18 protein-coding genes and 1 pseudogene are annotated in these 13605 nt (G+C 33.2%); 8 read left to right on the top strand and 11 right to left on the bottom strand.

What is annotated here, in order from left to right:
- The first annotated feature begins 163 nt into the window (after positions 1–163).
- From ABD935_RS00095 to ABD935_RS00085, 3 genes are all read left to right on the top strand, one after another.
- The gene (locus ABD935_RS00095) at positions 164–1444 is read left to right on the top strand and encodes a DEAD/DEAH box helicase (RefSeq protein WP_345189392.1); all 1281 of its coding nucleotides are present in this window, start codon (positions 164–166) and stop codon (positions 1442–1444) included.
- Between the two features lie 12 nt (positions 1445–1456).
- Complete coding sequence (locus ABD935_RS00090) at positions 1457–1666, top strand: DUF6500 family protein (RefSeq protein ID WP_345189391.1); 210 nt, start codon at positions 1457–1459, stop codon at positions 1664–1666.
- An 85-nt stretch (positions 1667–1751) separates the two neighbouring features.
- Positions 1752–1976, top strand: a complete 225-nt coding sequence (locus tag ABD935_RS00085) for a VF530 family protein (RefSeq protein WP_345189389.1) — start codon at positions 1752–1754, stop codon at positions 1974–1976.
- Between the two features lie 82 nt (positions 1977–2058).
- Here ABD935_RS00085 and ABD935_RS00080 read toward each other — a convergent pair whose 3' ends face one another.
- From ABD935_RS00080 to ABD935_RS00030, 11 genes and pseudogenes are all read right to left on the bottom strand, one after another.
- Complete coding sequence (locus ABD935_RS00080) at positions 2059–2373, bottom strand: EF-hand domain-containing protein (protein WP_345189388.1); 315 nt, start codon at positions 2371–2373, stop codon at positions 2059–2061.
- A gap of 76 nt (positions 2374–2449) precedes the next feature.
- Positions 2450–2899, bottom strand: coding sequence for a tRNA (cytidine(34)-2'-O)-methyltransferase (locus ABD935_RS00075; protein ID WP_345189386.1), 450 nt, complete (start codon positions 2897–2899; stop codon positions 2450–2452).
- A complete protein-coding gene (locus ABD935_RS00070; protein ID WP_345189385.1) occupies positions 2889–3113 on the bottom strand; it encodes a hypothetical protein in 225 nt (74 codons plus the stop codon). The genes ABD935_RS00075 and ABD935_RS00070 overlap by 11 nt, the downstream gene beginning before the upstream one ends.
- Positions 3114–3117: 4 nt before the next feature.
- Positions 3118–3879: a tryptophan synthase subunit alpha gene (trpA, locus tag ABD935_RS00065; protein ID WP_345189384.1), complete on the bottom strand. Its 762-nt coding sequence runs from the start codon at positions 3877–3879 to the stop codon at positions 3118–3120.
- A 198-nt stretch (positions 3880–4077) separates the two neighbouring features.
- Positions 4078–5259 carry a tryptophan synthase subunit beta gene (gene trpB, locus ABD935_RS00060; protein WP_345189583.1) on the bottom strand — a complete coding sequence of 394 codons (1182 nt, stop codon included), beginning with the start codon at positions 5257–5259 and terminating at the stop codon, positions 4078–4080.
- A gap of 120 nt (positions 5260–5379) precedes the next feature.
- Positions 5380–6072, bottom strand: a pseudogene (locus ABD935_RS00055) (phosphoribosylanthranilate isomerase); the annotation flags it as partial.
- Positions 6073–6089: 17 nt separating this feature from the next.
- Entirely contained in the window at positions 6090–6875 is a 786-nt protein-coding gene (gene trpC / locus ABD935_RS00050; protein ID WP_345189383.1) for an indole-3-glycerol phosphate synthase TrpC, read from the bottom strand.
- Between the two features lie 77 nt (positions 6876–6952).
- On the bottom strand, positions 6953–7945 hold the full coding sequence (gene trpD, locus ABD935_RS00045; RefSeq protein WP_345189382.1) for an anthranilate phosphoribosyltransferase: 993 nt from the start codon (positions 7943–7945) through the stop codon (positions 6953–6955).
- A gap of 124 nt (positions 7946–8069) precedes the next feature.
- Positions 8070–8654 carry an anthranilate synthase component II gene (locus tag ABD935_RS00040; protein ID WP_345189380.1) on the bottom strand — a complete coding sequence of 195 codons (585 nt, stop codon included), beginning with the start codon at positions 8652–8654 and terminating at the stop codon, positions 8070–8072.
- 178 nt (positions 8655–8832) lie between these two features.
- Positions 8833–10239 (bottom strand): anthranilate synthase component I family protein, encoded by a 1407-nt coding sequence (locus ABD935_RS00035; RefSeq protein ID WP_345189379.1) that lies wholly within the window; start codon positions 10237–10239, stop codon positions 8833–8835.
- A 54-nt stretch (positions 10240–10293) separates the two neighbouring features.
- The gene (locus tag ABD935_RS00030) at positions 10294–10590 is read right to left on the bottom strand and encodes a GIY-YIG nuclease family protein (RefSeq protein ID WP_345189378.1); all 297 of its coding nucleotides are present in this window, start codon (positions 10588–10590) and stop codon (positions 10294–10296) included.
- Between the two features lie 313 nt (positions 10591–10903).
- On the opposite strand from ABD935_RS00030, the gene ABD935_RS00025 reads away from it, so the two are divergent.
- The 5 genes from ABD935_RS00025 (at position 10904) to ABD935_RS00005 (ending at position 13478) form a co-directional block, all read left to right on the top strand.
- Positions 10904–11446, top strand: coding sequence for a TlpA family protein disulfide reductase (locus ABD935_RS00025; protein ID WP_345189377.1), 543 nt, complete (start codon positions 10904–10906; stop codon positions 11444–11446).
- 4 nt (positions 11447–11450) lie between these two features.
- Entirely contained in the window at positions 11451–12071 is a 621-nt protein-coding gene (locus ABD935_RS00020; protein ID WP_345189375.1) for a thioredoxin family protein, read from the top strand.
- 111 nt (positions 12072–12182) lie between these two features.
- Positions 12183–12500 carry a rhodanese-like domain-containing protein gene (locus ABD935_RS00015; protein ID WP_345189374.1) on the top strand — a complete coding sequence of 106 codons (318 nt, stop codon included), beginning with the start codon at positions 12183–12185 and terminating at the stop codon, positions 12498–12500.
- A 97-nt stretch (positions 12501–12597) separates the two neighbouring features.
- On the top strand, positions 12598–12993 hold the full coding sequence (locus tag ABD935_RS00010; protein ID WP_345189373.1) for a rhodanese-like domain-containing protein: 396 nt from the start codon (positions 12598–12600) through the stop codon (positions 12991–12993).
- 215 nt (positions 12994–13208) lie between these two features.
- The gene (locus tag ABD935_RS00005) at positions 13209–13478 is read left to right on the top strand and encodes a hypothetical protein (protein WP_345189372.1); all 270 of its coding nucleotides are present in this window, start codon (positions 13209–13211) and stop codon (positions 13476–13478) included.
- Positions 13479–13605: the final 127 nt, after the last annotated feature.

Below are 13605 nucleotides of genomic sequence, written 5' to 3'. Positions count from 1 at the left end.
AAATTATATTTTATGAAGAGGCTATGTTGCCTTTTCTAAGAAAGTATAGGATTTTAATCCTAAAATTAGATGTACCTTTGCGCTTTAATTAGAAGAAAGGGGATAGAATTCATTATGTTTTGTTATCTCAAATGTCCATTATGGATCTTCATAAACACAATATATGTCATTTCAATCTTTAGGCTTATCCGAAGCCTTGCTAAAAGCAGTTAGCAAAAAAGGATACACTACCCCAAGTCCAATTCAACAAAAAGCAATTCCTCCAGTATTAGAAGGTAAAGATGTGTTAGCATCGGCGCAAACAGGAACAGGTAAAACAGCAGGTTTTACATTACCACTTTTACATATACTTTCTGAAAACCCGAAAGAAAAATTTAGACCCGTTCGAGCTTTGGTTTTAACGCCAACGCGAGAATTGGCAGCTCAAGTTTATGCCAACGTCAGAGAGTACAGCGAGTTTTTAAACTTACGAAGTGCTGTTATATTTGGAGGTGTTAATCAAAAACCGCAAGCAGCGGCTATTCGTCAAGGTGTTGATATTTTAGTAGCTACACCTGGACGTTTGTTAGATTTGCAAAATCAAGGATTATTATCGCTAAAGCGGGTTGAAATTTTTGTTTTAGATGAAGCCGATAGAATGCTTGATATGGGCTTTTTAAGAGATATTGAAAAAGTAATAAAATCCATGCCAGAGAAACGTCAGAATTTGATGTTTTCGGCAACATTTTCAAAAGATATCAAAAAATTAGCACATGGTATTTTAAATCATCCCGTGCAAGTTGAGGCAACACCGGAGAATACAACTGTTGATGCTATATCTCAGAAAGTATACAGAGTTGCTAAAGGCTTAAAAACAGGATTAATTATTAAGTTGATATCTGATGGTAATTGGAAACAAGTTTTAGTCTTTACTAGAACTAAACACGGTGCGAATAAGCTTTGTGAAAAAATGATTAAAGCAGGAATAACTGCTGCAGCTATTCATGGTAATAAAAGTCAAGGTGCAAGAACTAAGGCGTTAGCTGGTTTTAAGAGTGGAAAAGTACGTGTGTTAGTGGCAACAGATATTGCAGCACGTGGATTGGATATTCCATTATTACCACATGTTATCAATTTTGAATTGCCTAATATTTCTGAAGATTATGTACATAGAATTGGAAGAACAGGTAGAGCCGGAGCAAGTGGGGAAGCTTTATCTTTAGTTAGTGCTGATGAAACTTCTTTTTTAAGAGATATTGAAAAATTGATTGAAATGAAGCTTCCTGTTCAAATTATAGAAGGTTTTGAACCTGATCCAAATGCATCAACAGCACCAATAAAACAAGGTCAAGGTAGACAAAACCGAAACTCTAGAAACTCTGGCAGCTCTAGGAGTTCAAGTAGAAATTCAAAAGGGAGCAGTAACTCTAGACGACCTAATCGCAATAGTGATAGGCGTAACTAGAACCCAGGACTCATGCAACAAATTCTGAAAGATAAAATCATTGAAGTTTGCGATAAAAAAATCGCTGTCAAAGGTGAACATGTTGGTGTTTCCTTTTATGCATTTTTCAAAAATAAAAATGATAATCCAGAATTATTATTGGAAGCTGCCACTTGGTGGATTAAAACCCATAGGTTAGATCATTTTGAGAAGGCTGTAAAAATTAAAAGTTTAGTAGAGTAAATTATTTTGTTCCCTCGAGCGCAGTCGAGAGGTTTTAATTTTTCGAATCTAAATAAGGTCTCGACTGCGCTCGACCAGACACAGTATGGAATCGCAACCCAATAATCCGTTACACGGCATAAAGCTTGAGCAAATCATTAACGATTTGGTGGCGCATTATGGTTGGGAATACATGGGTTATAATATAAAAATTAAATGTTTTACAGATAAGCCTTCGGTAAAATCGAGTTTGAAATTTTTACGCAGAATGCCTTGGGCAAGAACCAAAGTGGAGAATATGTATTTACAAATGCTGAAAAATAATAAATAGTTTTGTTCAAAAGGATATATATTGAAAAGGCTCAAATTTACGTTTGAGCCTTTTTATTGTTTTAGAAAGAGAAGATGTTAATCTATTCTTGTTTTTTCTTCTTCTTACCTTTTCCTTTACTCTTTCCCCAGTTTTCTTTTAATTCAGCTAAAGTTAAAGCACCATTGCCATCAGCATCTAATTTTGCGTAGTTTTTTTCTAATCTCTCTACAGGTACTTCTTTTTTTCGTTTTGCAGATTTATATTCTTCTAAAGAAATAGAGCCATTAGCATCAGCATCAAATCTTTTATGCATTTTCTCAAAGTTTGGCCCTTTCTTTTCTTGTGCCATTGTAGTTAAAGAAAAAGCGAATAATAACAGTGCTAGTACACCAAATTTCACGGTATTTAATTTCATTTTTTTAAGTTTTATTTGTTATGGTAATAATACTGTTCAATAAGACTATTTAAAGTTAAAAAGGTTTAATATATAATTAAATATTTTTCAAGCCTTCGTAAATCACTATACTAACTGCGTTTGCTAGATTCAAACTTCTAACGTGTTTACTGTATAAAGGAATTTTAAAAAGTTTATCAGAGTGTTTTTCAATAATAGTTTTAGGTAGGCCCACGGACTCTTTTCCAAAGATTAAAAACATATCACTTTCAAAAGGAATATCCCAATGGTTTGTTGTCCCATGACTAGAGAGGAATGCCATGTTTTTATCCTTATTGATGCTGAAAAACTCATCTATATTCTCGTAGTAAGTAATAGATAGATGCTGCCAATAATCTAATCCTGCACGTTTTAATCTTGTATCATCAATTTTAAAACCAAATGGTTTTACAAGATGGAGGTGCGAACCTGAAGCCAAAGCTAAACGCCCAATATTTCCCGTGTTATTGGGTATTTCGGGTTCTATTAAAACAATATTAAGACTCATCTTTTTTTGTAAAATTTACAATTATTAACCGTATCAAAAGCAAGAAAGGGAAACCGTGCATAAGCGTATCAAACCAATCCATGGGTTGCATATTATTAGCTCCACCAGCAATCCATTTTAGTTTACCCCAAAAATGAGGTTCTGGAAAAAAAGGTGCCAAGCCTAAAGTGAGGCAAAGTAAAATAACAAGTTTCCAATCGTTAAGTAATTTCATCTGATTAATTAAGAATTGTATTTACAAACTCATCAATATTATCAATCCCTTCGCTCACATGTTTTACAAAAGCACTTCCGATTATAGCTCCTTTTGCATACTGCGTAGCTTGGGTAAAGGTTTCATTGTTACTGATGCCAAAACCGATAATTTGTGGATTCTTTAAGTTCATACTGGCAATACGCTCAAAATAGGCTGATTGCTCGTCACCAAAGCCGGATTGCGTTCCAGTTGTACTTGCGCTACTTACCATGTAAATAAATCCCTTTGAAATAGAATCAATATATTGGATACGCTCATCGCTTGTTTGTGGTGTAATAAGGAACACATTTATTAATCCGTATTTTTCAAAAATAGCTTGGTATTCTTCATGATACACATCTACTGGTAAGTCTGGAATAATTAGGCCATCAATGCCTGTTTCTTGGCATTTTTTGCAAAACTCTTCAACACCATATTGAAACATAGGGTTGAAATACCCCATAATAATTAATGGAATATTTACTGTTTTTCGGATGTCTTTTAATTGATTAAAAAGGACTTGGCTAGTCATACCATTTTTTAATGCTTTTGTTGAACTATCTTGAATAGTTGGTCCATCTGCTAATGGGTCACTAAATGGTAATCCAATTTCAATCATGTCAACACCATTTTTTTCTAAATCTTGAATGATTGAAACGGTGTCGTTAATATCTGGATAACCTGCCGTAAAGTATATGGATAATAGCTTTTTGTTTTCTTGAAGCTTTGTTTGAATACGATTCATACTTATGTTTTTTGTCTACCTAAATTCTTTTTAGGTTCTCATTATTTATTTTTTGAGACCTCACAGGTTTTAAAAACCTGTGAGGTCTGTTTGCGTTAGGGATTGCAGTGGCATCCTTTTTTGTTTTTCTCAAAAAAGATATAGCGAAAAGCCCGACCCTTGCGGTAACCTGCCTGCCGGCAGGCAGGCGCCATAGTTCTATATCTTAAAATAATCAATATAATTCTGCAAATCCTTATCGCCACGACCAGACAAACTTACCACGACAACATCATCAGGTTTAAAAGTTCTTTGTTCGAAAATAGCTAAGGCGTGCGAACTTTCTATTGCTGGAATAATACCTTCCAATTTGCTAAGTTCTAAACCTGCATTCATAGCTTCACCATCTGTAATAGACATAAATTCTGCACGACCAGTTTTACATAAATGTGCATGCATTGGTCCAACACCAGGGTAGTCCAATCCTGCTGAAATGGAGTATGGTTCAGTTATTTGTCCATCTTGGGTTTGCATTAAAAGGGTTTTACAACCATGAATAATACCTTCTTTTCCTAAAACAGAGGTTGCTGCACTTTCGCCAGAATCTATTCCTAGACCTGCGGCTTCAACGGCAATAATTCCAACTTCGGGTTCGTGTAAATAATGGTAGTAGGTTCCGGCAGCGTTACTTCCACCGCCAATACATGCCACAATAAAGTCAGGATTTTCCCTGCCTTCTTGTTCTTTTAATTGCCATTTTATTTCTTCTGAAATAATGGCTTGAAAACGAGTCACCATATCCGGATAGGGATGTGGTCCAATAGCAGATCCAATGATGTAATGGGTGTTCACAGGATTATTAATCCAATCTCTAATGGCTTCGTTGGTAGCATCTTTTAACGTTTTACTCCCTGATAATGCAGGTACAACTTTGGCTCCTAACATTTTCATTCTTGCCACGTTTGGTGCTTGTCGAGCAATGTCAATTTCGCCCATATACACAATACACTCTAATCCCATTAAAGCACAAACCGTAGCTGTTGCAACACCGTGTTGACCGGCACCTGTTTCGGCAATAATACGTGTTTTTCCTAAGCGTTGCGCCATTAAAATTTGACCAATAGTGTTATTTATTTTATGTGCGCCAGTATGGTTTAGATCTTCACGCTTTAAATAAATTTTGGTATTATATTTTTCTGAAAGGCGTTTGGCAAAATAGAGTGGAGAAGGACGCCCAACATAATCTTTAAGTAGTTGGTCGAACTCCTTTTTAAAATCTGGTTCGGCCATTACTTTTAAATAATTTTGGCGTAATTCCTCTACATTGGGATATAGCATTTCTGGAATGAATGCCCCTCCAAATTCACCATAATAGCCTTTTTCGTTTACGTTATAATTCATATTATTTTCTTTTTCGTCATTGCGAGACTTTTGAAAAAAGTTGTGGCAATCTGTTTCTTTTGATGAGATTACTTCGTCGCTTTCTCTCGTCGTAATGACACTTCTTTTAAATGCTTTTAAATCTTCAATATTTTTTAAACCAGGCTCAATCTCAAATTTACTATTCACGTCTAATGCGTAGCAGTATTTTGATGCTTTACTGTTTATAAATTGTTTTATGTCTCCTACTTCGTTTAATCCCAAACCACCGCTTAAAAAGAATGGCGTGGTTGATGGATAATCGTTTAATACGCTCCAATCAAATGTGTATCCGTTGCCTCCGGGGAGTTTTCCTTTGGTATCAAAAAGGAAGTAATCAACAATACCTTCATAAGGTTTTAGAACACTAAAATCAAATTCATCTTTAATTGAAAATACTTTTATGATTTCCGGTTTTTTGTCATTGCGAGACTTTTTTTCTAAGTCATGGAAATCGGTTTCTATTAAAGAGGTTACTTCGTCGCTTTTCTCCTCGTAATGACGTTTTGGTTTAATAGATGCTGAAACGAGTTCAGCATGACGATTTTTTAAATCGTCACAATATTCAGGAGATTCTTTTCCGTGCAATTGAACCGCTTGTAAATTGTGTTTATTAATTTTTCCGATTACGAAATCTAAATCTGCATCAACAAAAACGCCAGTTTTCTTTATAGATTTTGGTAATTGGGGAATGTTATGAGTGTTAAAGTTTCTAGCGGATTTTTCATAAAAAATAAACCCAAGGTAATCAGGTTGTAATGCTGCAACTTGCTCAATGTTATCCTGATATTTCATACCGCAAATCTTCAGTTTCATCCTTCTAAAGTTTTAATGAATTCTGTTGCACTAGCTCCTGGATTATCAGTTTTCATAAAGTTTTCTCCTATTAAAAACCCTTGATAGCCATAAGGTTGTAATTCTTTAATCGCTTCAATGTTACTTATACCACTTTCTGATACTTTTACAAAGTCATTAGGAATAAGGTTACTTAAATTTTTACTCGTATCTAAACTAACATCAAACGTTTTTAAGTTTCTGTTATTTACACCTAACATATCTAAACTGGGCATTATAGATTTATGCAATTCGTCCTCGTTATGAACTTCTAAAAGCACATCTAAATGTAAACTTTTAGCAAACTCAGAGAATTGTTTTATTTCTTGTCTTGAAAGAATTGCGGCAATTAACAAAATAACGTCTGCTCCATAGGCTTTTGCCTCAAGCATTTGGTATTCATCTATAATGAATTCCTTTCTTAATAAAGGTAGATTGCAAGCTGCTCTTGCGGTTAGTAAATCATCTAAAGAACCACCGAAATATTTACCATCTGTTAAAACAGACATCCCGCAAACACCTGCAGATTCATAGCCTTTTGCTACATCTTGAACATTTAACGTGTTGTTAATTAAAGATTTAGAAGGTGAACGCCGTTTGTGTTCTGCAATAATTCCTGACTTACTGTTACGTAAGTTATCTGCAAGCGAAGCTGTTGGTCTTTTAAATAAAACAGATTGCTCTAATTGAGATGTTGGAATAAGTTGCTTTCTTAGCGCAACTTCTTTTCTTTTATCTAATGTTATTTTGTCTAAAATATTCATGTTTTAGTCTTTAGCCTTTAGTCTTTAGTCTTCAGTGAGCAAACTGCCAACTGAATACTGCCAACTGTGGACTTTTTTTATTTACTTAACTCAATCAATTTGTCTAAACTTGCTTTTCCTTTTCCTGAAAACAAGGATTCTTTTGCCATTTCAAATCCCTCTTGATGTGAAATTTGTTTTGTTGTTGCAATTGCTAATCCTGCATTGGCGCAAACAACATTGTTTTGTGCTTCTGTACCGTTACCACTAATAATATCAACAAATATTTTTGCAGCATCTTTAACAGAGTCTCCTCCAAAAATAGCGTCTTGTTTAATTATGTTAAGTTCCAAATCTTCTGGTGAAAACAATTTTTCAGTATGATTAGAAACAATTTTTGCTTTTCCTGTTAATGAAATTTCATCATAGCCATCTAAGGCATAAACAATATTATAGTTTGTTTCCGTGTTTTGATATATAAAACTATAAAGACGTAAAAGCTCTAAACTAAAAACGCCAAGCATTTGGTTTTTTGGAAATGAAGGATTAACCAAAGGGCCTAACATGTTGAAAAAGGTCTTAACTCCTAACTCTCGACGAATGGGAGCAACGTTTTTCATAGCAGGATGAAATAATGGTGCATGTAATATGCATATTCCAGCTTTGTCTAAACAGCGTTTTAAAAAATCTTCGTTGTTGGAAAATTTCACTCCTAAATTTTCCATAACATTAGATGAACCGGACGTTGATGATACACCGTAGTTGCCATGTTTTGAAACATTAACACCAGCACCTGCGGTAATAAAAGCCGATAGGGTAGAGATATTGAACGTATTTTTGCCATCGCCTCCAGTACCAACGATATCTACAGCATTAAAGTCGCTGAGGTTTATGGATACGCAAAGTTCTAAAAGGGCATCTCTAAAGCCTTTTAATTCTTCTATAGTAATGCTTCGCATCATATAAACCGATAAGAAGCATGTTATTTGGCTTGGGTTATACATATCATTTGATATGTTAACAATAACCTGTTTTGCCTCCTCAGTTGAGATGGTTTCGTGATTTATAAGTCTGTTTAATATGTCTTTCATCCTCTCTCTAGCCCTCTCTATTTCGACTGCGCTCAGCACAAGCTCGGAGAGGGGATTGATTTGTTATTTGATTCTTTTATTTTTCACTTTTAAAATCCCCTTTCGGGAATTTGGATAACTTTTTTTAAGCCCCTTTAGGGTTTGGGGAATTCACCCAATTCTCCAATATCTTCTTGCCGTCTGGTGTTAATACCGATTCCGGATGATATTGCACACCTCTAACATCATAAATTTTATGCCTTAAAGACATGACTTGTCCGTTTGCATCAAAAGAAGTAGCTTCTAAACTATCAGGTAAATCTGGATTAACTACCCATGAATGATAACGCCCAACTTCAATGTTTTTATCTAAATCATTAAAAATATATTCATCATCAACACTAATAGTCACATTGGTAGCAACTCCATGATAAACATCTTCTAAATTAATTAATGATCCACCAAAAACTTCGCCAATAGCTTGTTGTCCTAAACATACACCTAAGATACTTTTTGTAGATGCATATTTTTCAATGATAGGTTTTAATAAGCCTGCTTCATCTGGGATGCCAGGACCTGGTGATAATACAATTTTATCAAAAGGCTCCACATCTTTTAAAGCTAATTTATCGTTTCTTACAACTGTTACATCACAATTTAAATCTTCTAAATAATGGACTAAGTTGTATGTGAAACTGTCGTAATTGTCTATAACTAATACTTTTTTCATTTTTTCTATTGCCACGAATACACGAATGTTTTCTGGACTTGTTGTTTAAAAACTTGCAGTGACTACTAACTAATTACTGCCAACTGCGGACTGGTGCGTTAGGGATTGAGCGATTGTTGGAGCTCCTCTTTTCGAGAGCGACTCGTGAAAGCCCGACCCTTGTGGTAACGCCATAATTTTAAATATCTTCTGCTAATTTAATAGCTTTCGTTAATGCGCCTAACTTATTATAAACTTCTTGTAATTCGTTTTCTTGATTAGATTTTGAAACTAATCCTGCGCCTGCTTGCCAATTTAATTTATAATCTTTACTTAAAAAAGTACGAATCATAATAGCGTGATTAAAGTTGCCATCAAAATCCATGAAGCCAATTGCGCCACCATAATACCCGCGACTTGTTTTTTCGTAATCTTCAATAAGTTGCATGGCTCTGTGTTTTGGAGCACCACTTAAGGTTCCTGCAGGAAACGTATCTGCAACCACTTGCATGGTTGAGGTCGTATTATGTTTTTGCCCTGTAACTTTACTAACTAAGTGAATAACATGAGAGAAAAACTGAACTTCGCGATACGTTACCACTTTTACATCGCTTCCATGTCGGCTTAAATCGTTTCTGGCTAAATCGACTAGCATGACATGTTCAGCATTTTCTTTGTCGTCATTTTTGAGTTCTTCTGCTAAAATTTCATCTTTATCCTCATCGCCAGTTCGCTTAAATGTTCCAGCAATGGGATGGATTTCAGCTAATCCATCATCCACAATTAATTGTGCTTCTGGCGAACTGCCAAATATTTTAAAATCACCGTAGTCAAAATAAAATAGGTAAGGCGATGGGTTAATGCTTCTTAAGGCTCGGTAAACATTAAAGTCATCTCCAGAAAATTCTTGAGAAAAACGTCTTGATAATACGAGTTGAAAGACATCTCCTCGTTGACAATGTTTTCTGGCTACTTCAACATGTTCTCTAAACTCGTTATCGGTTAGGTTCGATTTAATATCGCCTTTTGAACTAAAATTATAAGATGCGAAGTTTTGAACGTTTATTAGTTTGTCTATCGCGTCAATATTATTTTCAGTGCCTTCATAGCAATGCGCAAAAATATAAGCTTCATTTTTAAAGTGGTTAATGGCTATAATATTTTTATAAACCGCATAGTACATATCTGGAATAACCACAGAATTGTCTTTTTTGCTTATTTCAACATCTTCAAAATAACGCACGGCATCATAAGCGGTATAGCCAAAAATACCGTTGTTTATAAACTTGAAATCTTCTTCGGATTTAGTGTCGAATTTTTTAGTGAATTTATGAATTTCATCAGGAACACTAACGTCTTTTGTGATTTTTAAATTTGTTGAACTTCCATCAGGAAAGGTCTCTGAAATCACTTCATTTTCAACCTTTATTGAAGCAATAGGGTTAAAACAGATGTATGAGAAATTCTTGTGACTTCTATGATAATCACCACTTTCCAGCAATATACTGTTAGGGTATTTATCGCGTATTTTATAATAAACAGAAACTGGTGTAATGGTATCTGTTAATATTCTTTTGTGATGCGTGTAAAGACTGAATTTTTTCATAAAGTTAGTCATAGTCTTTTCCGCGAAGGCGGAAATTTTTTAGTTCAAATTTAGTTATATAAAGAAAAAGGATAAATCATTCCAATCAGGATTTAAATCGTTAATAAGAGTTGTTTTCCATAGTCTATTCCATTTCTTGATTTGCTTTTCTCTTTTTATTGCTTCAAGTGCAAATTCAAATTTTTCATAATAAACTAAAGTGTTTAGGTTGTGTTTGTTTGCAAATCCTTTAGTATATTTCTTTTTGTATTGAGTCATTCTTTGTTTTATATCTGCAGTCATTCCAATGTATATAATGCCATCTTTTTTGTTAGAGATTATATATACATAAAATATTTCATCATTATACATTTCGTTTTTTAGGTTTTCCGCCTTCGCGGAAATGACAAACTTTTAAATAAAAAAGGCTTGTCGTGAATGACAAGCCTTTTGAATATTTTAAGTTTTAAATATACTAGGGTTTTACTTCACGAAGATTAGTTTCGAAAGCACCACCACCCAGTATTATTTAAAATTGTGTTCATTTTTATTTTTTATCCCGATAACTATCGGGAGTTCAAATATAGAAATGAAAATAGTATTACACAAAACTTTGAAACATTTTTTATATAAAAGTTTGTTAAACTGTAAGATATGCAAAGAACTATTAATTAATTTTATGGTTATGAAACTAAACGTATTAACTGTTGTCATTCTTTTAATGATAAGTTGTGGGAAAAAGGACAAAACTGCTGAAGTATTTAAAGCTGCTACAGAAAAAGTAGTTGAAAACGAACTAAATACAATTGATATTGAACTGGAAGTTTATGATTACGCAGGTTTAGAGAAGTTTCTAAATAAAAAAGACGATAAGATTTATGTTATCAATTTTTGGGCAACTTGGTGTGCACCTTGTGTTAAGGAGTTGCCTTATTTTGAAAAACTGAATGAAAATTATAATAATGAAAACGTTGAGGTCATATTAGTAAGTTTAGATTTCCCACATTTATATGATAAAAAATTAAAACCTTTCATAGCTAAAAGGGCATTGAAAAGTAAAATTATAGCTTTAAATGATTCAAACGAAAATGAATGGATTAGTAAAATAGACGAATCTTGGTCTGGCTCTATACCTGCAACCATAATTTATAATAAAAACGAACGTAAGTTTTTCGAAAAATCTTTCACCTATGAAGAACTTGAAAATGAGGTTAAACAATTTAAATAAACAGATGAAAAAGATAGTAAAAATTTGTACAGTTGTAGTTTTTGTGATAGTATCCAGTGCTTTTATAAACTCTAAAACCGTTCATGGCCATGGTTACAAAATTGGTGATGTTGTTGAAGATTTCTCATTAAAAAATATTGATGGAAAAATGCTGTCTTTAGCGGATTATAAAGATTCTAAAGGTTTCATTCTTATCTTTACTTGTAATACATGTCCTTTTTCTGTTGCATACGAAGACAGGATAATTGCGCTTAATAAAAAATATGCTTCAAAAGGATATCCCGTTATTGCCATAAACCCAAATAACCCCAATACAAAACCTGGTGATAGCTTTGAAGCCATGCAAAAAAGAGCTAAAGAAAAGGAATTTACATTTCCTTATTTAGTAGATAAAGGACAGAAGGTATACCCTAAGTTTGGAGCTAAAAAAACACCTCATAATTATGTGCTACAAAAAACAAAAAAGGGATTAGTAGTTAAATATATAGGCGCTATAGATGATAGTTCTAGAAACCCCGAAGCTGTTAAGGAAAAATATTTGGAAAATGCCGTTAAAGCTCTATTGAATGGTAAAGAAATTGAGTTGAAAGAAACAAAAGCCATTGGTTGTTCTATTAAGGTTTAAAAAGGGCAAGGAAATTGCAAGATAAAATCCGAAGTTGTAATACTTCGGATTTTTTTTCGTCTATAGTTTTAGATGTATTAATTTTGTCGGATATATTATTTTAAAGAAAACATGGAAGATTTAACACAAGAAGAATGGACTGAGCAATTAGCAAACGATGATAATGCAGTTGTTTTAGATGTAAGGACAGAAGCTGAAGTTGCTGATGGTATTATACCAAACGCTATTCATATAGATATATATAAGGGTCAAGAATTTATTCATGACATTGAAGATCTTGACAAAAGTAAAAGTTACTATGTGTATTGTCGTTCTGGAAATAGAAGTGGTCAAGCATGTAAAATTATGGAACAACTCGGTTTTGAAAACGCATTCAACCTTGAAGGCGGTATGTTACAATGGACTGGGGATATTGTTGACATTGATTAGTTTTTTTATGAAACATGCTTAACTAAAACTTGATACCAAGTAAAATGATTAAATAGATGTAATATTTGACTATTAAAAAACCAATAAATATAAACAAATGAAAAGATTTTTAATTCATATATGTTTGCTTTTAAGTGTATTGACCTTTAATTGTCAAAATACAACTAATACAAAAGCTACTCGCCTTACTTCGGAGGAATTTCAATTGTCTATAAATAATGATTCAATACTGCTTATTGATGTTAGAAAACCAAGTGAGTATATAGCTGGACATATAGCCAATGCTGTAAATATTGATTTTTTATCAGAAGATTTTTCTAGCAATATTAGTAAGCTAAATAAAAAAAAACCAGTTTATATTTATTGCCGTTCAGGAAAACGCAGTAATGAAAGTATTATTGAATTTGAGAAAGCTGGTTTTTCTAAAATCTACGATTTAGAGGGAGGCATATTAAAATGGGAATCTAAAGGTTTGGAAACCGTTACTAAATGATAAAACTTAAATATCTTATATTTGATAAGGAGGTTGCGGTTTGTCGTTATTTTGCACATTCAACTTCTTTTTTAGTACTTCACCTTTTTTATTTTTTGTTGAGACAACCTTTTGCATATATTTACAAAAACTTTGTTGTTTTATTAAAAAATCATTAATTTAATGCCTTGTTTTAAACATTATCATTTTTTTGATTAACCCCTCATTTTAAAAGTATGGAAAACGGTTACGTAATATTAGGAATTATTGCACTATTGTTTTTAAGCATATATGGCTATTCTTATTTGTCTGTAGCTATGCAAAAAATAAAGCAAAAGAAAGAAGAAAAGAAAGAATTAGAGCGCTTAGAGTTAAGACGCCAAGAGCGTATTAAGCATCAGGAAATGATTGATGAAAAAGTGAGGAAATTCAATAAAAGAAAAGAAGAAATCCAGCATGAGTTAATGTTGCTAGAAAAAATGAAAGAAAAACAGAAAGTGAGTTAAACATTTTGTTTTCTTTATAGAAAAACCCACATAAATTATTTTTATGTGGGTTTTTTAGGCACTTTCAGATACACACAAATACTTGTAAATCAGCGATATAATTCGTAAATTAGAATAAACAAACCCC

This window comes from Algibacter agarivorans (assembly GCF_039543245.1).
Classification (GTDB): domain Bacteria; phylum Bacteroidota; class Bacteroidia; order Flavobacteriales; family Flavobacteriaceae; genus Algibacter_G; species Algibacter_G agarivorans.
The sequence above is the reverse complement of the archived record's forward strand: the minus strand, read 5'-3'. Positions and strand labels throughout refer to the sequence as shown.